The following is a 23,780-nucleotide window of genomic DNA, read 5'->3' on the forward strand; positions in this document are numbered from 1 at the left end:
ATGCACTATCTAATTTCTGTTGTTGGTCTGGTTATTGTTCTATTATTGGCCTGGCTTGCGAGTAATAATAAGCGGAAAATCAAATATCGTCCAATCATCATAATGATTGTTATTCAGTTAGGTTTGGGATTAATTATACTAAAAACGAGTATAGGCGAATTCTTAATTAAAGGGTTTGCCGATAGTTTTTCGAAATTACTTGGATATGCCAACGAAGGAACGAACTTTGTTTTTGGTGGGATTGCCAATGAAGGAGCTCATACCTTTTTCCTGTTTGTGTTGATGCCAATTGTTTTCATGTCAGCATTAATAGGAATCCTGCAACATTACAAAATACTGCCGTTCATTATCAAGTATATTGGTCTGGTGCTAAGTAAAGTAAATGGCATGGGAAAATTGGAATCTTATAATGCGGTTGCAGCCGCAATTGTAGGACAAAATGAAGTATTTATTTCTGTGAAAAATCAGCTTGGATTATTACCAAAACATCGCTTGTATACATTATGTGCATCTGCAATGTCAACGGTATCCATGTCCATTGTTGGTTCATATATGACGATGCTGGAACCTAGATATGTAGTAGCTGCATTAATATTAAACCTATTTGGCGGCTTTATCATTACATCCATCATTAATCCGTATGAAGTTACAGCCGAAGAAGATATTGTTGAAGTTCAGGAAGAGGGCAAACAAACGTTTTTTGAAATGCTGGGCGAATATATTATGGATGGCTTTAAGGTAGCCATTGTAGTTGGGGTAATGTTAGTTGGTTTTGTTGGAATCATTGCTTTAATTAACGGGGTCTTCAGCGGCATATTTGGTATCTCGTTTCAAGGAATTCTAGGGTATGTCTTTGCACCAATTGCCTTTATGATCGGAGTGCCATGGCATGAGGCTGTTCATGCGGGGAGTATCATGGCCACGAAGCTGGTTGCGAATGAATTTGTTGCCATGCTTGACTTTGTTAAGATTCAAGACGGTTTAAGTGGGCGTACTACAGCCATTGTTTCCGTTTTTCTAATCTCATTTGCTAACTTTGGGTCCATTGGTACTATCGTGGGTGCAGTAAAAGGATTGAATGAAAAACAAGGGAATATTGTTGCTCGCTTTGGATTGAAACTTTTATATGGCGCAACACTTGTAAGCGTTTTATCCGCCATAATTATCGGAATTATATTTTAGTTGAATCATTTTCTTTTGAATACAATTTGACTCGAAATAGGGCTGTTCCAAAAGGACGGTTCATGTCGAGGGATACAAAAATTTTCACATTAAAGTCGCTAATTTTAGCGACTTTTTTTTCGTGTGTTTACTCAAATTCGGGACGACGAATTGGATGCAGTCCACACCAGTCACGAGCAGTCAGAACGGGGTTCATATTTAATTTAAGAAAGTATATGTTGACAAGGGGGGGGGGATGTGATGACCAGGGAATTTATACGACTTTCGAGCATAATCACAAAAGCAGGATAATTCAGGAATCATGTGGAATAAGTATACAACTTTACCGAATTTGGAGGTTGTGAAATGGCGTTTCCGACACATATTGTCTCATCAGGTGGAATTGTAGAAGATGGAAAAGGAAATATCCTATTAGTAAAAGCCCATGACGATGGTTGGGTGTATCCTGGTGGTATAACTGAAGTTGGAGAAAATCTGATTGATGGCGTGATTCGTGAAATTAAAGAGGAAAGTGGAATAGATGCCGAGGTTAACCATTTAATTAATGTTGTTTCGAATACAGCGGTACATAAGTGGTATGACGGTGTAACTGATGTTCCTACGAAAGTGATGTTTGATTTTGTGTGCAAGGCTGTAGGTGGAGAGTTAGCGACTTCTGATGAAACGAGCGAATGTAGGTGGGTTCCCAAGGAAAATGTTCTGGATTGGATCACATTACCCGCCATCCGCATGCGTTATGAAGCTTATTTGAACTTTAACGGTTCTGTGAATTATATCGAATACGTCACGGGGACAATGTCAGAATGTGATATCAAGCTTCAAAGGCGTGTTTAAAATGTACGAAGGATCAAACAAGAACATAGCTCCAACCCAAGTCGCTATAATAGCGGCTTTTTTAATTAAAGGACCAAGTTCTTGCTCCAAACTGAGGACAAGAACTTGACCTAATCATTAAACTCAACCAATACACACTGAAAAAATACCATCAAATGATATCCTCTCAATATCCTACAGAGCGGTCCCTAGATGTCCTTGATGGATGCTGTTTGCGAAATCATTTCGCGAATGTCTTCTTCAGTTCTTGGGACAAGAAAATCTACCATCAATTCCGCGTTTGCTTGCACTTCCTCGATGAGAGGACGGAAACTCTGATTATATTCTTGGAACGCAAGTTCATAGTTCCCATGGTTTTTATGGAAAGCATCGGCCAAGGCTGCCGCCCCATCGATTGCGAGTGATCCACCCATGCCAGCAGCCGGAGAGGCGCAGTATCCAGCATCACCGACCAGCGCTACCCTGCCTTTTGTCCACGAGGGCATTTTCATTTGGCACAGTTTGTCAAAGTAAAAAGTTATTGAGTTCTTCACTTCTTCCAGCAATTCTGGCGTTCGCCAGCCTAGTCCGGAAAATTGATTCAAAATGATATCCCGCTGCTGTTCCTCGTTTCGGTAGTCGTAGGGGAGCTCCTTCTCCGAAGAAAAGCAGAGCACGATATCGGTTTTATTGTTATAAGAGTTTAGCATGACCGCCTTGCCCGGCTCGTTGTACATCTGTGTCGTATTCTCCCGGATCAACAACTTATCCACGATCGTGATAGAGAAATACGTTTGAAGAAAATGCGAAAATTCCGCTTCCTCGCCGAACCATAATTTTCTGACGACCGAATGAATACCATCACAGCCGAACACCAGGTCATAAGAGCGTTTTTGTCCTCCTTTGAAAGCTACCTCAACGCCATTAGCTTCTTCCTTTAAAGACGTAATGCTATCCCCGAAAATAAACTCAACGTCATCTTGGACAGCCTCGAACATGATATCCAGCAATACATTTCGCTCAATTTCATATTCATCTTCTGCAAGCTGCTCACGGATTTCGACTCTTTCAGTGACATCATCGGAATTTTTGAATTCCATTAATTCCATGTCTATTTTATTCGACTGGATTTGGTCTAGAAGCCCCATACGTTTCGCGATGTCGGCGGTATTTTCGCGGATATTTACAGGTGTTCCGCCTTTTTTAAGACCTTCGGCGATCTCAACAACGGTCACGTTGTAGCCAAACTGCTTCATCCAGTAGGCTGTTGAAATTCCGGCGAAACTCGCCCCGCTAACTAGAATATTTTTTTTCATATTCGTTCCTCCTATGATCCATAATATTTCTAATGATGTTGTATAGAATAAAATAGCTTTGTGAACTGAATATGAATGGCTCGTGCAGAGCCAGGCGTTGATATTTTCCTCAAGAAAAGCCAAGTTTGATTGTGGGGAGTATCGCTCCACTAATAATTATGGATATGGGTTGTATGAAGTCAGCATGAAGCCTGCCAAAAATACAGGCATCGTATCCTCCTTTTTCACCTACACAGGACCTGCTCATGGCACGCAATGGGATGAGATTGATATTGAATTCTTAGGAAAAGACACGACCAAAGTGCAGTTTAATTATTTTACGAATGGGGTCGGTGGTCATGAGAAGGTTATTAACCTTGGCTTTGATGCATCACAGGGATTCCATACCTATGCTTTCGACTGGCAACCAGCAATATCCCCATAACTCCCGGTAAAATTATGATGAACATATGGAATGGGACCGGGGTTGATAGTTGGTTAGGTGTTTATAACGGTGCCAATCCATTGTACGTTGAATACGATTGGGTTAAATATACGAGTAATTAGTTATGCAGAAGCAGCCGCTCAGCGGCTGCTTTTGTTTTTTCAAGAGCACGAGGTACCTCCTGAAAAGAAATTTCGAGTAGAGGATGTTAATGAAATTATCGGCAATTCCGATAAAAATAGCTGGGGGGATTATGGAAGAGTGCTCTGGGCAGCCTAGGGGCAAGCGATTCATATACAGTTCATAAATGCAATTTACAATAAGATAAATTGTTGTTAGTAACCGAAACCTGTTTTACGAAAAGCTGCTTATTACAGATAAATATGGAGGTAAGATTCGTTTGGAATTGTTTGAATTTATTTTATTGATGCTGGTGGCGGTCTCTTTATCCAATTTAGTAAACCGGTTTATACCTTCGATCTCCGTGCCTATTATTCAAATCGTGCTGGGGATGTTGATTACTTTGCTGCCCTTGCACTATGAACTGAAATTAAATCCGGAGCTGTTTTTACTTCTATTCATTGCCCCGTTGCTGTTCAATGATGGTAGGCATGCGGATAAAGAAGCGCTGTGGAAGCTAAAGAAACCGATCCTTTTGCTAGCGCTAGGATTGGTCTTTGTAACGGTAGGTGTGATGGGATATTTCCTGAATTGGTTACTTCCGGTCATTCCGCTGGCGGCAGCCTTCGCATTGGCAGCAGCACTGGCGCCTACCGATGCTGTGGCCGTAGGCGCACTGGAGCAGAAAGTGAAGATCCCCCATCAGACAATGCAAATTCTTGAGGGAGAGTCTTTGATAAACGACGCATCAGGGCTGGTCTCCTTTCAGTTTGCCGTAGCCGCAATGGTCACAGGTGTATTCTCTTTCAAAACGGCCAGTATCAGCTTTATTGCGATTTCACTTGGCGGTGTGGTGTTGGGCCTGCTGCTCACCTTGGTAAAATATGGTGTGGTGAAGTGGTTGCGCAAACTGGGAATGGAGAATGTCACGCTTCATATGCTGATTGAGATTCTGACTCCATTTTTGATTTTCATGGCTGCAGAAGAATTAGGGGTCAATGGTATCCTGGCCGTTGTCGCCGCAGGAATTGCCCATTCTTTCGGTTACAAGAAAATGAACCCTGAGGTAGCCAAGTTAAGTGTTGTATCCAAAAGCACCTGGTCAGTTATTATCTTTGTATTAAACGGACTCGTTTTCCTCTTGCTTGGAACACAGCTTCCTGAGATTATCCAGACAATTTGGAGTAACCCCGAAATAGGTAATTTTAAAATCATTATGTACACACTATTATTGACTTTGGCTGTACTCGGACTGCGTCTCATCTGGGCCATGCTGATGGATATTTCCGAAGGGACCAAACCGCGTGATCCTTGGGCGCTGAGGTTGAAGAAGGCGCTTATCCTCAGTCTTTCGGGAGTTCGGGGAACGATTACACTTGCGAGTACCTTGTCACTGCCGTTTTTACTTAATGATGGCACTGCATTTCCAGCCAGAGATCTGATCATTTTCCTCGCGGCTGGAGTTATCTTGTGGACTCTTCTGGCATCCAACTATCTGTTGCCGCTTTTATTGGGTAAAGAAACACAAACGGAACAGGAAGAGGACGAAATTCAGGCAAAAATTGAGATTCTGAGGAATGTGGTTACCGGATTAAATGAACTGACCACGGACCAGAATCGTCTTGCGACCGCCCAAATCATCAATACGTATACTTCCAGAATACGAACACTCAAGAAAGATGAGAAGAAGGATAAGGCACAGCGATCCTTGGGTTTGTCCGTATTGAAATGGGAAAGAGAGAATACGCTGCATGCGCTTGAAAAGAAAGAAGTGAATCCATACACAGCGTACCGTTATCTTAACCGAATTAACAAACTGTTGTTTATGCACACAAGAGATGCCCGTTATAAAAAAGAGTTTTTCCCCGTTAAGCATTGGGACGAAGTGTTCGGGATGCTGCAGCAAGTCCGGTTAAGCTTCCGAGAAAGACGGGCTGAATTGAATAGTCTCAGAATTCAAAATATTGCTTATGTCATTAAGCAGCTAAATGTTCTACTCGCAGAAGGCGAGCAGGATATGGAGATGGTCAGCTCGCTAATTCTGCAGTATGAACGAATGCTGTTGGGTCTGACCAGAAATGAAAAGGACACCGGCACCCGAAAAGAGTTTGGTATATCGATGCAGGAGCTGGCCCGAGTCGGAATTCAGCTGGAGAGAGACAACATCCAGTCCATGTTCGAGACAGGAAGGATTTCAAGACAAGGCGTGAAGGAAATGAAACGAGATATTCTATTCATGGAGCATGATTTGCGAGAAGAGACAAGCTGAGAGAGAGCTCGATCTATCTTGTCAAAAACGTAGGGCAAGTGCATAGATCTTATACGATAACCATTAAGAAGCCGCTATTTTAGCGGTTCTTTTTGTTTTATGGAACTACATCCTCGCACGGATTATCCATAGACAGTTTTTAGATAAGTAGTTGTCTAGAGGATATAAATGTGTTAAAGTACCTATTAACCAAACATCCTACGTTTGAAAAATAGATGAAATGAGGGCTTACGTATGCTTCAGAAAACAAATCGGCTGACGCTGGTCGAGCAAGTCGCATTGCAAATGGAAAGACAGATCGAATCTGGCAAGTGGGCTGTCGGGACTCGTATTCCTGCTGAACCAGAATTGATGGTCGAGTTGAATGTTAGTCGTAATACATTGAGGGAAGCCATTCGGGCGTTGGTCCACGCAGGACTCTTGAAGACGAAGCAAGGGGACGGGACGTATGTCTGCTCTTCGAGCGTGCTGGGAGCTGTGCTACATAAACGAATCATGCGCTCCGACACAATGCAGACATTGGAAGTCCGGCATGCGCTTGAGCGCGAGGGAGCCCATCTTGCCGCACAGCGCAGAACGGACGACGAGGCGCGCGAACTTCTTCTCCAATTGGAACGCTGGGAGGGGGCGGCAGCATGCGGTGATATGGATGGAATGGTAACGGAGGATATCCGTCTACACCAAGGCATCATCGCGGCGTCTCATAATGAAATCTTAATTGAATTATACAACCATATCGCGGATGCATCACAAGATACGATTATCAGCTTGACTCGTTATGAAATCGGCGCGAGTTTCAAGGAGATGCACCGGCATCTGGTTGAAGCGATTGTTGATCAGGATGCCGATGGTGCCGTGGCAGCGGTTCACCGTCATATTTCGGAATCGAAAGCTGTTTTTGAGGTCAAAGGAGATGAGCAGTCATGAGCGTACTAAGCGATACAAAGTCAACGATTGGGAAGAAACCGTTGTCGTTGGCTTGGCCAATCATCCTCGGCATCGTCCTGATTGCAATGATTATGCGGTCGCCGTTAACATCGGTAGGCCCATTGATCAGCTCGATTCGCGAATCCCTCGGACTGTCAAATGCTACGGCTGGTCTGCTCACTACGCTGCCGTTGCTTGCTTTCGCGCTGCTCTCGCCGTTCGCCCCCTTTCTGGCACGCCGTCTTGGGGTGGAACGAACCCTTCTTTATGCGTTGGTTTTACTCATAGTAGGTATCGCGATCCGTTCGTTGGCCGCAACAACTTCTTTGTTTGCAGGTACTGCATTGATAGGGCTGGCGATTGCGGTGTGCAACGTGCTCATTCCAAGTCTGGTCAAACGTGATTTTGCTCATCAAGTTGGCCTCATGACCGGTGTGTACTCCGTATCGATGAATTTATCGGGGGCGATTGCATCCGGTGTCAGTGTTCCGGTCGCCCGCGACCTCGGTTTCGGCTGGAATGGCGCGCTCGGCATTTGGGGCGTACTCGTTCTGTTGGCCGCGCTATTCTGGTTGCCTCAAGCTCGGGCGAGTGGGGGGGCTGCCGTATCGGCAACAAGTGGTGCGCTCAAGCGTCGAAGTCTGTGGCGTTCGCCTCTGGCATGGATGGTTACGATCTTTATGGGGATGCAGTCTCTCCTTTTCTATGTTTTGGTCGCTTGGTTGCCAGAAATCATGACAAGCAGGGGATTGAGTGAAGACAGCGCCGGTTGGATGTTATCGCTGTTTCAAACTGCTGCGCTGCCCGTAGCGTTCATCGTGCCGATTGTTGCGGGACGCATGAAGAACCAACGTTTACTGGTCATCATCATGACTATCCTGTTGTTTGTTTCATTGGGAGGCCTTTACTTTGGGGGAAATGCGCTCATTTCGTTATGGACAGTTCTACTCGGAATTGGTGGTGGATGTGCGTTCAGCTTGGCCATGATCTTTTTAAGTTTGCGGACGAAAGATGCCCACGATACAGTTTCTTTGTCCGGCATGTCGCAATCCGTAGGATATTTGCTGGCAGCTACTGGACCGATCTTGTTTGGTTTGCTTCATGACATCACGGCAAGCTGGAACCCCCCGCTATTGCTTCTGCTTGGCGTTAGCGCTTTGCTGCTCCTGTTTGGTTTGGGCGCATCCAGCAATCGCACGGTATAAGGTTTAAGGAAAGAAGAATAAGCAGAGCTTACGAAAAGCGTCGAATACCTCGGCACAGTCGGAATAAGATTTGGAGAATCAACTCGTATCAGGTAGGCCGTGAGCAGATAACGTAATAGCACCTATGTATGGAAGTATTTTGATATATCAATTGCGGAATTGATTGGCTATAATGCAAAAGGGATAAAAGGAGATATGAAATTAACAATAATGAGGAATGTAAGTGGTTTACTTTTTATGGACGATGTATCTTGGATTGCTAGGAACAGCATCTCTCGCATTTTTACTAAAAGGAAAGTATAAATCAAAACTTAGCAAAATAGATTTCGTCGTATCTGTCATTACATGGATTGGGTTGTTAGGGTTCGTTACAGAAACCACTATTCTAACTCCTGTTTTCTGGAGAATCGTTACAGTGGCAGCCTTTCTGTGGGATATATCATTCACGATGCTCCTAAAGGATTATGAAGGTCAAGAAATACTAGAGGAGTTACCAATTGTGGTGAGAAGAGTTTGGATGTTAATAACATTAATTATCATGATCGGACCTCTTTACTATGGACTTTTCAGATATTCTTTTTCATGAATGGTGCTGGTAACCTTAGGAATCCTGTGTATTGAAAGAATCTGTGTAAACATAATAAGAATGTAAAACCAGTGGAATTTTAATTTTCACTGGTTTTTTATTTATCATCGAATGCAGTTTGAGAAATTACAAAGGAGTCATAGAGCTTTTCAAGTGCAATTCTCAATCACTTTCTGACGATGTATAAAAACTTCATAAATTCCTTCGTTTTTATATCAGAGATTTTTCATTTAGATTGTGTATGATGGTCTGATGAAACGAAAATGGAAAAATGTATTCGCTTTACGTAACTGGTGCGTCTGCACAAAGTATTGTAGAGTTGTAGGAGCGATTACGCGATGAGGGTGAGAAATATGGAGATCAATAATATTCTTGTTGTAGACGATGAACCGGAAATTCGAGAAGCTCTCGTGATTTACTTAAAAAGCAATGATGTAGATGTATTTACGGCCTCTAACGGATTGGAGGCACTGGAGATCCTTGAACAAGAAACGATTCATCTTATTATCATGGACCTCATGATGCCGCAGCTTGATGGGATCAAGACGACATTTAAAATTCGTGAAGATAAAAATATACCGATTATTATGCTTTCCGCCAAATCGGAGGATAGTGACAAGATTTTGGGACTTAATGTTGGAGCCGATGACTATATAACAAAACCATTTAATCCCTTGGAACTGGTCGCTAGAGTCCGATCTCAGCTACGCCGGTTTACGAATTTAGGTTCCTTTCACTCCATCGGGGAAGAGATCATTCAAGTAAAAGGACTCGTGTTGAACAAAAGCTCGAAAACTGTTGAAGTGGATGGAGAGGACGTTAGACTGACTGCGAAGGAATACAAAATTTTGGAGCTGTTAATGGAGAACAAGGGCAGAGTTTTCTCGATTGAAGAAATTTATGAACGCGTGTGGAATGAGCCGGTTTTTGCTTCAGAGAATACGGTTGCCGTACATGTGAGAAACATTCGTGAAAAAATTGAGATTAATCCTAAAGACCCAAAATATTTAAAGGTGGTATGGGGAATTGGATACAAAATCGAGAAAAAGTAAAGCAGATCGAATGATTGGAATAGACCCTTTTGTCCTCATCATTGCAGTTATTTTAGGGATCTTCTTACTTATTAACGAGTATTCATACTTGGGGGTGGGTCTGAGATTTTCAACTTCACGTTTTATTTTGGAACTGCTTTCCATTATTATCTTGGGTTTGTTGGTATCCAGACTGTTTCGTTATTTTAAGGCGCCTCATAATAAACGTTTCTTCTGGGATGGCAGTGTGTTGCTAGATTACTTCCATATTTGGAGAAGCGGCTTTAGAGCCAGTCTGCAAAACGGGAGATTAACGTTTGGCCTCATTATTATGTTTCTGCTGACCGCCTTAGCCGGCATTTGTTTTTGGGAGGCAGTCACATATTACGGAGAGGGATGGCTCATCCTTTTTTTGTTGCTATTTGTGCTGTTTGTGGTTCCTTATATGCTCTCCAAGCTTAGACGTTTCATCGCCATCATCAATGGAAGTAAAGAGATTGCCGAAGGAAATATTCAAAATTCAATTCAAGATGCCGGAAACGATTCCCTATCTGAACTTGCTGGCTATATTAACAATATGAAAGCCGGGTATCAAAGCGCGCTAGAACATCAAATGAAAAGCGAGCGGTTAAAAACGGAACTGATAACCAACGTATCGCATGATTTGAAGACTCCGCTTACTTCGATTATCAACTATGTCGATTTATTAAAAAAAGAAAATCATTCTTCGGAAACCAGCCGAGCCTATATTGAAACGCTGGAGCGCAAGTCGCTTCGACTGAAGCTGTTAATTGAAGACCTGTTCGATATCTCTAAGATGGCCAGCGGTACAATAGAGCTGGATATGGAGTACGTCGATGTGGCAACGTTATTGACACAAGCGATAGCCGAATCCAACACTCATATGGGACAGGAGTCGCTCGAAATGCGGGAGAGGATTGCCAAGTTCCCGATCCATGCGTATTTGGATGGTAATAAAATATGGCGTGTATTTGAAAATCTAATTAACAACGCGCAGAAATATTCGCTTCCAGGAACCCGCATCTATATTTACTTGGACGAGACGGATGATCTGGTAAGATTCAAAATTCAAAACACCTCTGCCTATGAGATTGATTTTGATGCGGAAGAACTGTTCGAACGTTTCAAAAGAGCAGACGAATCCCGCCAGACAGAGGGATCGGGACTAGGTCTGGCTATTGTGAAAAGCATCGTTGAGTTGCATGGAGGGCAGATCAAAGTCGAGATTCACGGCGATCAATTCAATGTTATTGTGCATTTACCCATACTAACTCAATAATCCCCAACGGAAAGCATAGGCAACGACTTGTGTCCGATTTTTTGCACGTAGCTTGGTCATCAAGCTGCTTACGTAATCTCTCACTGTATACTCGCTGAGGAACAACAAGGAAGCGATTTTCTTGTTATCATAACCTTCCGCCAGAAGTTCGAGAACGGTTGCCTCTCTTTCTGTTAAAGCGATGGCCATCGTTTTGGCGGTGTTTTCCTTCTCTTTCCTAGATAAAAACAAACCAATCCTTTTTCCCACTTGTTCAAGCAAATCCAGCTCAGCCTTCGTGCAATCAAATGAATCTCCCATTTGGTCAAAAGTTACCCAGCCATACAATTGATGCTCGTGGGCAATCGGTATAAATATAATCGAAGACAACTGAAATAACTGGATATGCTCGTCCCTTAGATAAGGTTTTGGATTTTTCAAATAGATCGGTCTTTTAGAGTTGAAGATTAGATTTTGCTCGGTCAATTGTCCTTTCATACTCTGAATTTTCGGAAGTTCTTCGCCAATGACCCCATAGAACTGGTTGGACCAAGGTACATATGCATAGAAGACACAACGTTTATAATTGAAATACTTCTCACATTTTTTCAGGATAAAGGCAAGATCTGAAGCTCCGGAAGAACTGACTAGGAGTTGGCTTAATTGGTCCAGCAAACGCAGCCTTTTTAATTCGTCATTTTCCTCCGTTTCATGATTACCAGACTCCGTATCAGCCCACTTATGAAAGCTATGCATCAGATACGAAAAGACAGATAACAGGAACATGAGCGGGTCCAACATCCGTTGATGTTTCAGTTGTATTAATAGTGTTAGTAAAGCTTTTTCCAATATAATTTGAAGCCATTGTAAGCTTGCCATATTTAAAATAGTTAGCTGGGATTGAACCCAGGTATCCAAATAAGAAGAATAATGATTATCCATATGATCCAAGTCTGAATAAGTAAACATCTGAAAAAAGGATCTCATCAGTACTTCCGTTTTGATCCGATGTGTTTCAGAGATATTAGCTTCCGTGATCAGGTAAATGTTTGTGTTTTCTTCGAGCTGTTTGCTATGCGTTTTGAAAAATAATACAAATTCCTGAAAAGTCATTTCAGTATATGGATGAAAATTTTGTGTCATAATAAGCCGTTCCCTTCAAATGAAATACCCTACAAATGGGGGGTATACAATCCATTATTACACAGAACTTTATAGGATAGTATTTCAAAATTAAAGGAGTAAGATTGAGGAGTACAAGTTCATGAATCTTACTATGAAGAAATGGAGCGGTTGAATCTTATGAAATTAAATGAAAAAGTAGCTATTGTTACAGGTGGTGCTAGTGGAATTGGAGAAGCCACCGTTCGCCTTTTCGCAAAAGAAGGAGCAAAAGTGGTCATTGCTGACTTCTCTGAACATGGTAAAGAACTAGCTGCCGAACTCAACGGGGAAGGCCATGATACGTTATTTGTCAAAACAGATGTGACTAAAGAAGAAGATATTAAACACATGATTAATGAAACCGTTGAGAAATACGGTAAGCTGGATATTATGTATGCAAATGCAGGGGTTGCCGATGACGAAATCGCTGATGTATTGTCATATGATAAATGGAAACGGACGATCGATATTAACTTGTCAGGTGTATTTCTTTCCGATAAATATGCGATTGAGCAGTTCCTTAAGCAAGGAAATGGTGGAGTTATTGTTAATGCTGGCTCAATCCACAGCTTTGTTGCGTTGCCTAAAACGACAGCGTATGCCTCGGCAAAAGGAGGCGTTAAACTGTTAACTCAGAATTTATGTACTTCATATGCAAGCGAGGGAATCCGTGTCAACGCGGTATGTCCAGGATACATTGAAACGCCTCTGTTGAAAAATGTAGATGCAAAAAGCAAAGAATATTTAACTTCACTTCATCCACAGGGCAGACTTGGACGACCAGAAGAAGTAGCAAAAGCTGTGTTATTCTTAGCCAGCGATGATGCTAGTTTCGTGAATGGTACAACCTTGCTTGTTGATGGAGGATATACCGCACATTAGTTTTGGTGAGAAAAAAGATGATTTTATCTGAAAACCAATGTTCAAATTGAAATAAACCTCTAAATCATTGATGACTTCTTCATTGATTTAGAGGTTTTCTTTTACATACGGCGGAGGCTATAGAAGATTCCTTAATTACCCTTTGACAGAGCATTGAGGTTTGCTGCATACTGACTTTATAAAGTTGTTTTATAAAGAGGGTTACAAAACGCACTAGCTACATTAGAAGATCAACGGAGATACAGGAGGTGAGCGTTATGGTATATATAATTTTAGCAGCTATCATTTGGATTGGGGCATATGCGGCTTTGAAATTGTCGAATCAACCTATAGAAGTGAAGCCAGTTCGATCCATTAATAATCTCTTTGAATAGATAAAGGATTTGCCATAGATACTTAATAAGTATGCTTTATAAAGACGAATGATAAATCCAGCCTGAACTCGGAGGATTTTAAATGATCAAACTTGTAGTAACTGATCTGGACGGAACATTTTTGAATAATCAAGGTTCGTTTGATATTGAACTTTTTAATGAAGTGCGCATACGTACATTCCTCTATCTCTGATGATATGTACAACGTAGTTAAAGGCTCTTATGAACAAGTCATAAAAGTGGATTCCTTCTCCGAAATCAAGAGTGATTTTATCAAAATAACCGTATTTGATACTGAAGGCAGAAGCACATTGCTTAGAAAACATGTAGAACAAACGTTAAATGACCAAATCTATATTGTCGACTCTGAAGCCAGATGGCTGGATATTACTGCTCTTCATACTCATAAAGGCGAAACGGTGAAAAAATTACAGGATATGCTGGGGGTAACCGCGGAGGAAACGATGTCGTTCGGTGATGGAGAAAACGGCGTTCTTATAACCATTCAAAAAATGATGGATTTACAGAAGCACTGCCACTAAACATACAAATAGAAATTACTATATGACAAAGCCTGTGAAAAGGAGCGTGGGATATTTGCATAAAAATGTGTATTTGTCAGGCTCTATACTTACTTCTGGGGAACGACGGAAATTGGAACGGTTAAATACGATTATGGAAGCACATTTCTTAACCACACATCTACCACATAGAGACATAGAAACTCAATTTCTGGACTCAAAAAGTAGAGATGAAATGTTCAAATTCACTGTTAAGGCGATAGAAGAATGTGATATGTTTGTCGCTGTTATAAACAACAATGGCTTGAATTTAAGTAATACCTGCTGGGAGCTTGGTTATGCTTATGCGCATAAGAAACCCATCTTTTGTCTAAATGAAGGTGAATTCGATATCAATCAATGGGGACAACTCATGTTGATGAATTCTTCAGTTGTTTGTCATAATGTGGAAGAACTCAAAGAACAATTAGATCTTACATTACAAAAAATAAGTGCACCCTCATAATTGATCAGAAATACAAATAAAACGGTACGAAGTACCATATGAAACAAACGCCGGCGACCTTAATAGGTGACCGGCATTTCGCTTATTTTTTCGGCATTTTACTCTCATCCATGTATAGCAGGTTCCAGCGGTGACCGTCCAGGTCGGCAAATCCTGCGCCGTACATCCAGCCGTCGCTTTCACTCGGTTTGCCAAAGATACTTCCTCCAGCAAACTCCACTTTTTGAATAAAGGTATCTATTTCTTCTCTGCTTTCAGCGCCAATAGAGAATATTACTTCTGCGCTATGGGAAGTATCTGCTGTTTTTGAACCTGTAAATTTCTCAAACGCTGACTCCGGGAACAATAGAATAGCTGTTTGACCTATGGAAAGCTTGGCTCTTTCGTTCCCAACGCTCACCGCTTGGAATCCAATCTCATTGAAAAAGGCAGTTGACTTCTCAACATCTTTGACAGGCAGGTTAATCCAGATTTCTTGTGGCATGGCTGTCGCCTCCTAGTTAAAATTTTAACTAAGCTTAATATACTCTACTTCTGGCAGCAGATGCGAATCTTATCAAAGAAATAAATGAATGTTATTATTATGAATATTGAACAAATGGAGGGATGGACATAGATAAGAAGAAGTACTTTATCCTGATGCCACCGATGTTAATCATTGGACTGTTTGTAATTTACTTTCTTCCAGCAAACCAGAGATCATATGTATTCTTAGTTCCTATTGTATTTTGGTTGGCATACTATATCTGGGTATTTGTTGAACGAAAACAAGATAAAAAAGAGAATAAGAAATTATAGGTTGAGAGGTGTTAAAATGATTTCGCATCGCTTGCTTACTCACGATACAATTATTGAATTATTGCCCAACATTAATACAGAACAGAATTTGCTTTTTTATAGTTATGTAACGCAACGTATGGATAAGGCTCAATATGTTGGTCAATTTATGAATAGTCAACTTACAGCCGTATTAGCTTATTATAGCGAACTATCCTTTCCAGCATTTTCTTTCTTCCGAGTTGAAGGTCGGGACATCTTTTTGCCAGAACTCGTTGCTTTTACAAGAGAAACGATCCAACTTGATGAAAGTGCTGTATGTGGCACGATACTCTGTCAACGGGACCTTGAACTTTTTCAATCCTTCGGTCTCATCAAAGGAATTCCTCAGCGTTTTCTAACGATGAAACATCAGGATGAATCGAAACTCCTTGAAACTCACATTGCAAAAAGGATAAATGAAAATGAATATTCTAAGGTAATTGATTTTTTACATAGTGGGGAAATGAGGTTTTTCACAAGAAGTGAGTTAGAGAATTACCCTTTTCTTGGAATTAAGGAAGGGGAAGATTTCATAGCTGTTGGTGGCTACCATTTTTATGACTCTCAGCTAGTAGAGCTTGGGAATATTGTTACCAGGTTAGATTACAGAGGCAGAGGATTAGCTAAACGCCTAACCAGTGAATTGACACACCTCGGTAAAAAACGGTCACCAGATGTTTATCTGGGCGTTTTAGCAAATAACGTGCCTGCTGTTCGCTTATATGAAGGCTTGGGGTATCAAACAACAATGGAACTTTATATTGTCAATTTTACTTTATCCACGACAAAAATATAGTCCAAATCTATAGTCGCTACTTTAGCGGCTTTTTTTGTTTGATTGGTACAAGAACTAAATTCAGTGTAGCTTACTCTAAAAAACGAATGAACACTCCATATCATCTCTATATAGTTCGTAAATAACTGTGAACAATACGTTAATTCATTGACAATGAGTGTAATATTTATTAAAATTCGAAAGGGCATCAGGGTAAAGCAGATATAAGTATCCTTATCACTGGTTTAGAATCTTAGCTTTTTAATCCTAATGACGAATATAGGAGCGGTAATATTACAATCCTATGACGATGATTAGGATTTTTTTGTTTTTAGCTTTGGTGAATAATTTGAAAGTTGGAGGCTGGCTTTAATCATGGACAATTGGTTCAAACTAAAAGAAAGAGGCACGACCGTATCAACGGAGATCATCGCAGGGATTACGACATTTTTCACGATGGTATACATAGTGATCGTAAACCCAGGAATACTCAGCAGTACGGGGATGGACTTTAACGGCGTATTCATTGCTACGGTGTTGGCAAGTATTGTGGCGACGCTGATTATGGGAATCGGGTCCAATTATCCGATTGTCATAGCGCCTGGTATGGGTCTGAATGCATTCTTTGCCTATAGTGTAGTTGCTGGATATGGTGTGTCTTGGCAGGTTGCACTGGGAGCGGTATTTATAGCAGGGCTTTTGTTTATTATTTTATCGCTTACTTCATTTCGTTACATGCTGCTTGATGCCATTCCTGCGAGCCTTAAGCACGCGATAACAGCAGGTATCGGATTGTTTATTACTACGGTAGGTCTGCAAAATTCCGGGATTATCGCCGATTCAGAATCGAATTTGATTACGATCGGGAACTTGGCAGAACCTATGACTTACTTGACCATTATCGGATTAATTATCACTGTTGTGCTTATGGCTTACAATGTAAAAGGTTATCTGTTCATCGGAATGGTAGTCACAGCGGTTCTTGCCTGGATCATGGGACTATTTCAAATGCCGGAGTCGATTGTATCCTTGCCGCAAGGCCTCGCGTCAACGGCTTTCCAATTGGATTTGGCAGGCGTATTCTCTAATGGTTTGTATACCATCATATTTACATTCCTGTTGATCACGCTGTTTGATACGACGGGGACCATGCTCGGCGTTGCTGAGCAAGCAGGACTGCTGAAGGAAGGTAAATTTCCGCGCTCACGCGGCGCCCTATTGGCAGATGCCGTAGGGACTACCACTGGCGCATTGCTCGGAACGAGCCCAACATCGGCTTATATCGAGTCCAGCACAGGGGTGGCTGCAGGAGGAAGAACAGGGCTGACGGCGGTAACGGTAAGTGTACTGCTTGCTCTTACGTTGTTCTTTACACCGATCGTAAGTGTCATATCAGGTATCCCGGCGATTACTTCTCCGGCACTGATTATTGTGGGTTACTTTATGATTAGCGTAATCAGCAAAATCAACTGGAAGGATCTCGAAGAAACATTTCCTGCCTTCTTGATTATCATACTTACTCCGTTGACGCACAGTATTGCGACAGGGATCGGTGTTGGCTTTATTTTCTATCCGGTACTCAAGCTGCTTCGCGGAAAGGGTAAGGACGTTCATCCGATATTCTACATTTTTGCCGTATTGTTCTTCATTCAGCTTGTATTCCTGGACCACTAAGAAACGGTCTAATCAAAAAGGAGAACTGCTTATATAAAGGCAGCTCTCCTTTTTTATATGTAGTCCTCGGTTTAATCCTTCAGAGAAGAATTCTTATTCGTATTTAATACCTCAAATGCTTCTTTTAAAAAATCCATGGTATGCTTAGGCACCAACGACTCATAGGGTTTTACGTTTTTATACAGTTCTTCGTTATCTACCCCGTCATTGAAAATCAGATTACTTAATGGAGTATCTGCCAATATACCGTGCAACTGCTGCTGTATGAAAGGATGGTCTGGTTTAAGATCATTTACGATAGCTCGATGGACAAGCAATAACAAATTGTAAAGTTGTCCATCCAAGTATGTTTGCTTAGTGATATCCTCTGGAAACACCTGATGGATAATATCTACAGAGACATACTTTTGTAAAAGCTTTTTTTGAGCCTGCTCAACACGCATGGAATTCATAAGGAGCATAAGTATTTCAGAATTTGATTCATTGAGTTGATCTTGCTCGGTTACCAATTTGATTCGTTCAATTGATGCTAAAGAATAATCAATTGCTTCTCTGCGCTGCCGTAGTGATTGTTCTTGAACTCTAATGATTTCATTGAAAGAATAATTTGGATTATCCAAACAGACTTTAATCTCGTTTAATGAAAGACCTAGACTTTGCAATAATTGGATTTCATGAAGCCTTTTAAAATCCTCATTTACATATATATAATGTTCATTTTCATTTTTTTGTGAGGGTACTAATATGCCAAGTTGTCGATAATGTCGTAATGTACGAACCGTTGTGTTTGCCAGTTTTGCAAATTTACTCACCGTTAATCTCATCTAAAATTCCTCTTTTCAAAAAATCATTTCTTGTATTTTTTCGCCAGAATAATTCCAATAGAAGTATTATAAATCCCATGGGCAAGCATCGGCGGGATTAACGACCCGGTAAAATAAAAGAGTAGTGCAAAAATCAAACCATTTACAAACACACCAGTAAGGATACCGGTGGCTCCTTTATATTGGGGAACATGTATTACCCAAAATAGAAAAGTGCTTACTAGAATAACGAGCCAATCCACTATTATAGAGTATCCAATAAATAATCCGATCAGGACACCTCTAAAAAAGAATTCTTCAAAAACACCACCACCTATTGCAGATACAGCTATACCACTTGGTCTGATCATTATTTTTTTGATCATATCTGATCCTTCAGTTTTGGGTAGTTCTGTTCTTGTTTTGATGAACGTAATTAGAACAATAGTTGTAATAAACAAACTAGAAATAAGACCAATGAGTACAGCGGATAAAATACTAATCTTGTTTGGTATAAATAAGGAAGCTATAAATGGGAACATTTCTCCCCACTTAAATATCCCAATAAAAACCAATCCAATAAAAAGAAATGATGTTAGCGTTAGTGATGCTTTCAACAGGATTTTATACTGTTCCTTTGCATTGGGGTTAGTCATAATTAAACTCCTCTTAACTCTTTTTTTTTCATTATAGATTGTGACGTAACGTCCCCCGCAACATTTGCTTTTATTTTTAAGAAACCAAGTTCTTGTCCCAAATGGAGGATAGGAAGATTTGTGCCATATCTGATTTCCGGACCTTGAGGGTGACAACTCGCAAGGTCTTTCTGTTAGCGACTTCCTTTGTTTATCGAAATAAGTCGATTAGAAAATCACAATGAAAAATCGATGTGAAATATACGGAAACCTATTGTTTTTTGACTATTGTCTTACGTTTTTGATCTAGGAATCATCTGGCGATTTTCATAGAATTACAACTAATCGAGGGTAGGTTCTACAAGAAGGGAAGAATGATATGGGAGCAAAAGTCACCCGCAAAAGAGTAAGAACACGCTGGCGCAAGCATGATACTGAGCTCACACTGCTCGTGCTTCCGACCACAATCTGGTACATTTTGTTCAGCTTCTTGCCGATGTTCGGTGTCATTATCGCTTTCAAGAATTTCAAGATTCACGGGAATTTTCTTAGTAATGTTATAAACAGCGACTGGATCGGGTTCAAAAACTTTGAATTCCTGTTCAGTTCGAATGACGTCTGGATCGTAATTCGCAATACAATCGGTTACAACATGATCTTTATTATTCTGGGTATCATCGTGCCTGTGTCACTTGCATTGATGGTTGGACAGCTGCACAGCCGCAAGGCAGCCAAGGTTTATCAAACGATGATGTTTCTCCCGTATTTCCTATCTTGGGTTGTCGTTTCCGCGGTGCTTTGGGCATTCCTGAGCTATGACAAGGGGATAGCCAATCAAGTTCTGACCCATTTCAACCAGGATCCAAAAAACTGGTACATGGAACCATCCTATTGGCCTTATCTCCTTGTATTTATGAACATGTGGAAGGGTCTCGGCTATGGGATGGTTGTTTACTTGGCGACAATCACAAGCATGGATTCGACCTATTACGAAGCGGCCGTCATTGATGGCGCTAACAAATGGCAGCAGACACGCTATATTACGCTGCCCTTAATGAAATTTGTTATTGTGCTGATGTTTATCCTGTCAGTCGGAGGCATCTTTTCCACGGATTTTGGTTTGTTCTTCCAAGTGCCACGGGACTCCAATTCTCTCTACAACGTAACCACGACGGTCGATGTGCTCGTGTACAAACAACTCAAAACCGCGACGGTTGGTATGGCGTCCGCCTCTGCCTTCATGCAATCTGTACTGGGCTGTGGAATGATCCTATTCGCGAACTGGATCGTTCGCAAAGTTGATCCAGAAAGCGCACTGATTTAGAGAGGAGGCAGGAAGATAAGATGTCAACACAATCAAGCTACGATTCCGGTCTTGAAAAGTTTAATCGAGTCGGCAAAGTAACAAACATTTTTTTTCACCTCATCTTTATCATTTTAGCTTTGTTATGCGTAGTCCCTATCGTCGTAGTGCTATCCATTTCACTGTCTAGCGAGGCTTCCATTCGAGAGACCGGTTACCAACTCCTACCGTCGGCATTCTCGGCTGAGTCCTACAACTATATCGTTAAGCAGGGCTCGATGATTATACGTGCACTCGGAGTCTCCGTATTCGTTACGGTAGTAGGCACGCTGATCGGCGTACTGCTCACCACTTCGATGGGTTATGCACTGTCCCGTCCCCAATTCAAACTAAAAGGACTGCTGACATGGATTGTATTCATCCCAATGGTTTTTAACGGCGGTCTTGTCTCCAGCTATTACATCAATTCGACGATGTTGGGATTAAGCAACACAATCTGGGCGCTAATTCTACCCTTAGCCGTGTCCTCCTTTAATGTCATCATCTGCAAAACTTTTTTCAAGACGACCATTCCGGACGGGCTGATCGAATCGGCTGAAATCGACGGAGCAGGTCAATTCCGCATCTTCTTCACAATCGTGCTTCCGATCTCACTGCCTGTTCTAGCGACGATTGGACTGTTTCTCTGCTTCTCGTACTGGAATGACTGGTTTCAATCGATGTTGTATATTGACGACCAAAGCTTGTATTCGCTGCAAGCACTACTGAACAGCCTGATGAGCAACGTTGATGCGCTGGCTAAAAACGCTTCGACGATGGGCATAAGCTATGCTGAGCTTGTCGCCACGATGCCCAAAGAATCGGCACGTATGGCTGTTGCGATCATTATTGTACTGCCCGTTGCTCTGGCTTACCCGTTCTTCCAGAAATACTTTATCTCCGGTTTGACGGTCGGTGCAGTTAAGGGATAAATCGAAATAAATCTGGAAATTTCAGGTTTATCATAATTTTGTACAGGATCGGTGCGTGTTAACTTAAGGGAGGGAATAGAGGAATGAGGACAAGGTTTAAAGCATGGATGAAAGCTCCGCTTTTGATTGGAGTGGTAACGCTGGCTATCTTTGGTTTAACAGGTTGTTCCGGTTCAGACAACAATAACGCGTCAAACAACACGCCATCGGAAAACTCAGGATCGAATGCAGGCGAAGGTTCCGGCGAGGTACCTACGCTGGTGTGGTGGACGATCGGCGGACAAGTGCCAGCCAATTTTGATAAGGCAATTGAGAAGATAAACGAATATACGGCAGAGAAGATTGGTGTAAAAATCGATCTCCGCGTTGCCAGTTGGGGCGATTGGGACACTAAGATCAATACGATTGTAAACTCCGGTGAAGCTTTCGACATTATGTTTACGAATAACGGAAAATACAGTCAACAGGTCAACATGGGTGCTTTCACGGATATTACCGACCTTGTGCCAAGCACGGTGCCGGAATTGCACAGCTACATCCCAGAATTGGTGTGGGATGGTACAAAAGTTGGTGGCAAGATTTACGCTGTTCCAACGTATAAGGATTCTTCATTAACCCAGTACTGGGTGTTTGACGATGCGCTCGTTCAAAAGTACAATGTCGACCTCGGCAGCATCAAGACACTACAGGATCTGGACAAGCCATTCCGTGATATCAAGGCTGGTGAAGGCAAAGGGTTCTATCCACTGTCCTTGACTCAGGGAGAGGGCATTAACGGTTTCTTTAATGACTATGACGATATGACTCTCGGCTTTCAGCCGATCGGCGTCAAGGCCGAAGATGAATCCCGCACAGTCGTTTCTGTTCTGGAACAACCGGATATACAGGAAAAGCTGAAGCTCATGCATCAATGGTATAAGGACGGTATTATCAATCCGGATGCGCCGACCAAGATCGAGGCTGACCCTTATCGCCCGTTCTTCAGTGCGCAGGCGTTCCCTGGTGCAGAAGTGAATTGGCAGATCTCCGCGGGTATTGATAAATACGACATGGTTCAAATTCTGGGTCCGATCTATACAACCAGCACAATCCAGGGATCCATGAACGCAATCTCTGCCAACTCCAAGTACAAGGAAGAAGCGCTTAAATATCTGGAACTGATAAACACCGACTCCAAGCTGCGCAATATGCTTGCCTATGGCGAAGAGGGCGTCGATTTCGATTATGTAAACGACAATACAGTTGAACGGAAAACGGATTCGTGGCCATTGGCGGCCTATACGCAAGGAACATTTTTCAACATGGCTGTCACAAAAGGCGCACCTGAAGATCAGTGGGATCAGGTCCGCAAACTGAATGAAGCAGCCACTTCATCTTCGATCCTTGGCTTTGCACTGGATATTAGCGAACTCGGCACTGAAGTAGCGAATGTGAAGGCTGTATGGAACAAATACAATTATGAGTTGATCACTGGCGCATCCGATCCAGAGCAGAAGATACCGCAAATTATAGAAGAGTTGAAGAAAGCTGGCTTGGATAAGATTATGGAAGCCGCCCAAGAACAGATCAACGCATATTTCAAATCATAATTCTTGAAACTTGCGACAATAACCCGAACGGAGCCGTTGTGGCCGTTCGGGTTTTCCAATCTTATTGGAGACATTTGTGTTTAATTTAAGCTTATAACGGATTGATTTGTCCGACAAATAGCTATATGTTAAAACTATAAGTCTCAATATAATCCAACTGCTAAGGAGAGCTGCATGTTTTCCTTCTTTCAAATCAAAATCTACCGCCGCAAATTTATTGCTTACGCGATTTTCACGTTATTCATGGGTCTGATTTTAAGCGTGTTGACCACGCTTGTCTTGCTGCAGCAGTGGTTAGAGAATGCTCAGAATCAAGCGGCAGATGCATTCTCCCGGGTTGAAAGCATTCTTCAAAACGATGCTGAGCGGATTGAAGCCTATTTACAGCGAGTTTACTCTAATAACGGTCTGGTGGCAGACGTTCGTTTTTTTCTCGCCAATAGTGCGGAAGGCTATCTGACGGGAAGACTCCAGAACAGCCGCTATGATCAGCCTCTCGCTTCGTTTCCAGAAGACGTGAAAGCTTTTCTCGGCAGCGGGCAGGAAGATATCATCCAGGTGAGTCTACATACTGAGGAACGAGGCAACGTAGTGCGGTTTGCCAGTAACGGCG

Annotated in this window: 21 protein-coding genes and 2 pseudogenes; 18 read left to right on the top strand and 5 right to left on the bottom strand. The window is 41.9% G+C overall.

Annotation, left to right across the window (positions count from 1 at the left end; genetic code table 11):
• Together G3352_RS12610 and G3352_RS12615 are read left to right on the top strand one after the other, a co-directional pair.
• Entirely contained in the window at positions 1 to 1,182 is a 1,182-nt protein-coding gene (locus G3352_RS12610; RefSeq protein ID WP_163756984.1) for a NupC/NupG family nucleoside CNT transporter, read from the top strand.
• Positions 1,183 to 1,527: 345 nt separating this feature from the next.
• Positions 1,528 to 2,016, top strand: coding sequence for an NUDIX hydrolase (locus G3352_RS12615; protein WP_099858902.1), 489 nt, complete (start codon positions 1,528 to 1,530; stop codon positions 2,014 to 2,016).
• A 188-nt stretch (positions 2,017 to 2,204) separates the two neighbouring features.
• Here the strand turns inward: G3352_RS12615 and G3352_RS12620 are convergent, their stop codons facing one another.
• Complete coding sequence (locus tag G3352_RS12620) at positions 2,205 to 3,311, bottom strand: FAD-dependent monooxygenase (protein WP_163756986.1); 1,107 nt, start codon at positions 3,309 to 3,311, stop codon at positions 2,205 to 2,207.
• A 121-nt stretch (positions 3,312 to 3,432) separates the two neighbouring features.
• Here G3352_RS12620 and G3352_RS12625 point away from each other — a divergent pair.
• The 7 genes and pseudogenes from G3352_RS12625 to G3352_RS12655 form a co-directional block, all read left to right on the top strand.
• Positions 3,433 to 3,857, top strand: a pseudogene (locus G3352_RS12625) (family 16 glycosylhydrolase); the annotation flags it as partial.
• Positions 3,805 to 4,014 carry a hypothetical protein gene (locus G3352_RS12630; protein ID WP_205524852.1) on the top strand — a complete coding sequence of 70 codons (210 nt, stop codon included), beginning with the start codon at positions 3,805 to 3,807 and terminating at the stop codon, positions 4,012 to 4,014. The pseudogene G3352_RS12625 and the gene G3352_RS12630, both read left to right, overlap by 53 nt.
• A 121-nt stretch (positions 4,015 to 4,135) precedes the next feature.
• Positions 4,136 to 6,124 (top strand): Na+/H+ antiporter, encoded by a 1,989-nt coding sequence (locus tag G3352_RS12635; RefSeq protein WP_163756989.1) that lies wholly within the window; start codon positions 4,136 to 4,138, stop codon positions 6,122 to 6,124.
• A 234-nt stretch (positions 6,125 to 6,358) separates the two neighbouring features.
• Positions 6,359 to 7,051, top strand: a complete 693-nt coding sequence (locus tag G3352_RS12640) for a FadR/GntR family transcriptional regulator (RefSeq protein ID WP_163756991.1) — start codon at positions 6,359 to 6,361, stop codon at positions 7,049 to 7,051.
• The gene (locus tag G3352_RS12645) at positions 7,048 to 8,256 is read left to right on the top strand and encodes a CynX/NimT family MFS transporter (protein WP_163756992.1); all 1,209 of its coding nucleotides are present in this window, start codon (positions 7,048 to 7,050) and stop codon (positions 8,254 to 8,256) included. Before G3352_RS12640 ends, G3352_RS12645 begins: the two co-directional genes overlap by 4 nt.
• A 939-nt stretch (positions 8,257 to 9,195) precedes the next feature.
• Entirely contained in the window at positions 9,196 to 9,894 is a 699-nt protein-coding gene (locus G3352_RS12650) for a response regulator transcription factor (protein ID WP_163757025.1), read from the top strand.
• Positions 9,869 to 11,173: a sensor histidine kinase gene (locus tag G3352_RS12655; RefSeq protein WP_163756994.1), complete on the top strand. Its 1,305-nt coding sequence runs from the start codon at positions 9,869 to 9,871 to the stop codon at positions 11,171 to 11,173. The genes G3352_RS12650 and G3352_RS12655 overlap by 26 nt, the downstream gene beginning before the upstream one ends.
• On the opposite strand, the gene G3352_RS12660 is transcribed toward G3352_RS12655, so the two are convergent.
• Positions 11,162 to 12,295, bottom strand: a complete 1,134-nt coding sequence (locus G3352_RS12660; RefSeq protein ID WP_163756996.1) for a LuxR C-terminal-related transcriptional regulator — start codon at positions 12,293 to 12,295, stop codon at positions 11,162 to 11,164. The two genes, G3352_RS12655 and G3352_RS12660, sit on opposite strands and share 12 nt — an antisense overlap.
• 159 nt (positions 12,296 to 12,454) lie before the next feature.
• Between G3352_RS12660 and G3352_RS12665 the strand changes: the two genes are divergently transcribed.
• The 3 genes from G3352_RS12665 to G3352_RS12675 all read left to right on the top strand — a co-directional run bounded on the left by G3352_RS12665 (position 12,455) and on the right by G3352_RS12675 (position 14,598).
• On the top strand, positions 12,455 to 13,198 hold the full coding sequence (locus tag G3352_RS12665) for an SDR family NAD(P)-dependent oxidoreductase (RefSeq protein ID WP_163756998.1): 744 nt from the start codon (positions 12,455 to 12,457) through the stop codon (positions 13,196 to 13,198).
• A 571-nt stretch (positions 13,199 to 13,769) separates the two neighbouring features.
• The gene (locus tag G3352_RS12670) at positions 13,770 to 14,114 is read left to right on the top strand and encodes an HAD hydrolase family protein (RefSeq protein WP_481856286.1); all 345 of its coding nucleotides are present in this window, start codon (positions 13,770 to 13,772) and stop codon (positions 14,112 to 14,114) included.
• Positions 14,115 to 14,169: 55 nt separating this feature from the next.
• A complete protein-coding gene (locus G3352_RS12675) occupies positions 14,170 to 14,598 on the top strand; it encodes a nucleoside 2-deoxyribosyltransferase (RefSeq protein ID WP_163757000.1) in 429 nt (142 codons plus the stop codon).
• A gap of 82 nt (positions 14,599 to 14,680) precedes the next feature.
• Here G3352_RS12675 and G3352_RS12680 read toward each other — a convergent pair whose 3' ends face one another.
• Positions 14,681 to 15,082 (bottom strand): VOC family protein, encoded by a 402-nt coding sequence (locus G3352_RS12680; protein ID WP_076291385.1) that lies wholly within the window; start codon positions 15,080 to 15,082, stop codon positions 14,681 to 14,683.
• A gap of 330 nt (positions 15,083 to 15,412) precedes the next feature.
• Here G3352_RS12680 and G3352_RS12685 point away from each other — a divergent pair, with 330 nt between their 5' ends.
• Positions 15,413 to 16,213, top strand: coding sequence for a GNAT family N-acetyltransferase (locus G3352_RS12685; protein WP_163757002.1), 801 nt, complete (start codon positions 15,413 to 15,415; stop codon positions 16,211 to 16,213).
• A 354-nt stretch (positions 16,214 to 16,567) separates the two neighbouring features.
• Positions 16,568 to 17,866, top strand: coding sequence for an NCS2 family permease (locus G3352_RS12690; protein WP_163757003.1), 1,299 nt, complete (start codon positions 16,568 to 16,570; stop codon positions 17,864 to 17,866).
• A gap of 71 nt (positions 17,867 to 17,937) precedes the next feature.
• Here G3352_RS12690 and G3352_RS12695 read toward each other — a convergent pair whose 3' ends face one another.
• Both G3352_RS12695 and G3352_RS12700 read right to left on the bottom strand, forming a co-directional pair.
• Positions 17,938 to 18,690, bottom strand: coding sequence for a MerR family transcriptional regulator (locus G3352_RS12695; RefSeq protein ID WP_163757005.1), 753 nt, complete (start codon positions 18,688 to 18,690; stop codon positions 17,938 to 17,940).
• Positions 18,691 to 18,713: 23 nt separating this feature from the next.
• Positions 18,714 to 19,325: a CPBP family intramembrane glutamic endopeptidase gene (locus G3352_RS12700; RefSeq protein WP_163757007.1), complete on the bottom strand. Its 612-nt coding sequence runs from the start codon at positions 19,323 to 19,325 to the stop codon at positions 18,714 to 18,716.
• Between the two features lie 358 nt (positions 19,326 to 19,683).
• Here G3352_RS12700 and G3352_RS12705 point away from each other — a divergent pair, with 358 nt between their 5' ends.
• The 4 genes and pseudogenes from G3352_RS12705 to G3352_RS12720 form a co-directional block, all read left to right on the top strand.
• The gene (locus tag G3352_RS12705) at positions 19,684 to 20,628 is read left to right on the top strand and encodes an ABC transporter permease (RefSeq protein WP_076291380.1); all 945 of its coding nucleotides are present in this window, start codon (positions 19,684 to 19,686) and stop codon (positions 20,626 to 20,628) included.
• 20 nt (positions 20,629 to 20,648) lie between these two features.
• Positions 20,649 to 21,578, top strand: coding sequence for a carbohydrate ABC transporter permease (locus G3352_RS12710; RefSeq protein ID WP_163757009.1), 930 nt, complete (start codon positions 20,649 to 20,651; stop codon positions 21,576 to 21,578).
• An 83-nt stretch (positions 21,579 to 21,661) separates the two neighbouring features.
• The gene (locus G3352_RS12715) at positions 21,662 to 23,167 is read left to right on the top strand and encodes an ABC transporter substrate-binding protein (RefSeq protein WP_240343053.1); all 1,506 of its coding nucleotides are present in this window, start codon (positions 21,662 to 21,664) and stop codon (positions 23,165 to 23,167) included.
• A 174-nt stretch (positions 23,168 to 23,341) separates the two neighbouring features.
• A pseudogene (locus tag G3352_RS12720) lies at positions 23,342 to 23,780 on the top strand (sensor histidine kinase); the annotation flags it as partial.

Origin of the sequence: Paenibacillus sp. ALJ109b (genome assembly GCF_010747435.1) — a bacterium.
Classification (GTDB): domain Bacteria; phylum Bacillota; class Bacilli; order Paenibacillales; family Paenibacillaceae; genus Paenibacillus; species Paenibacillus taichungensis.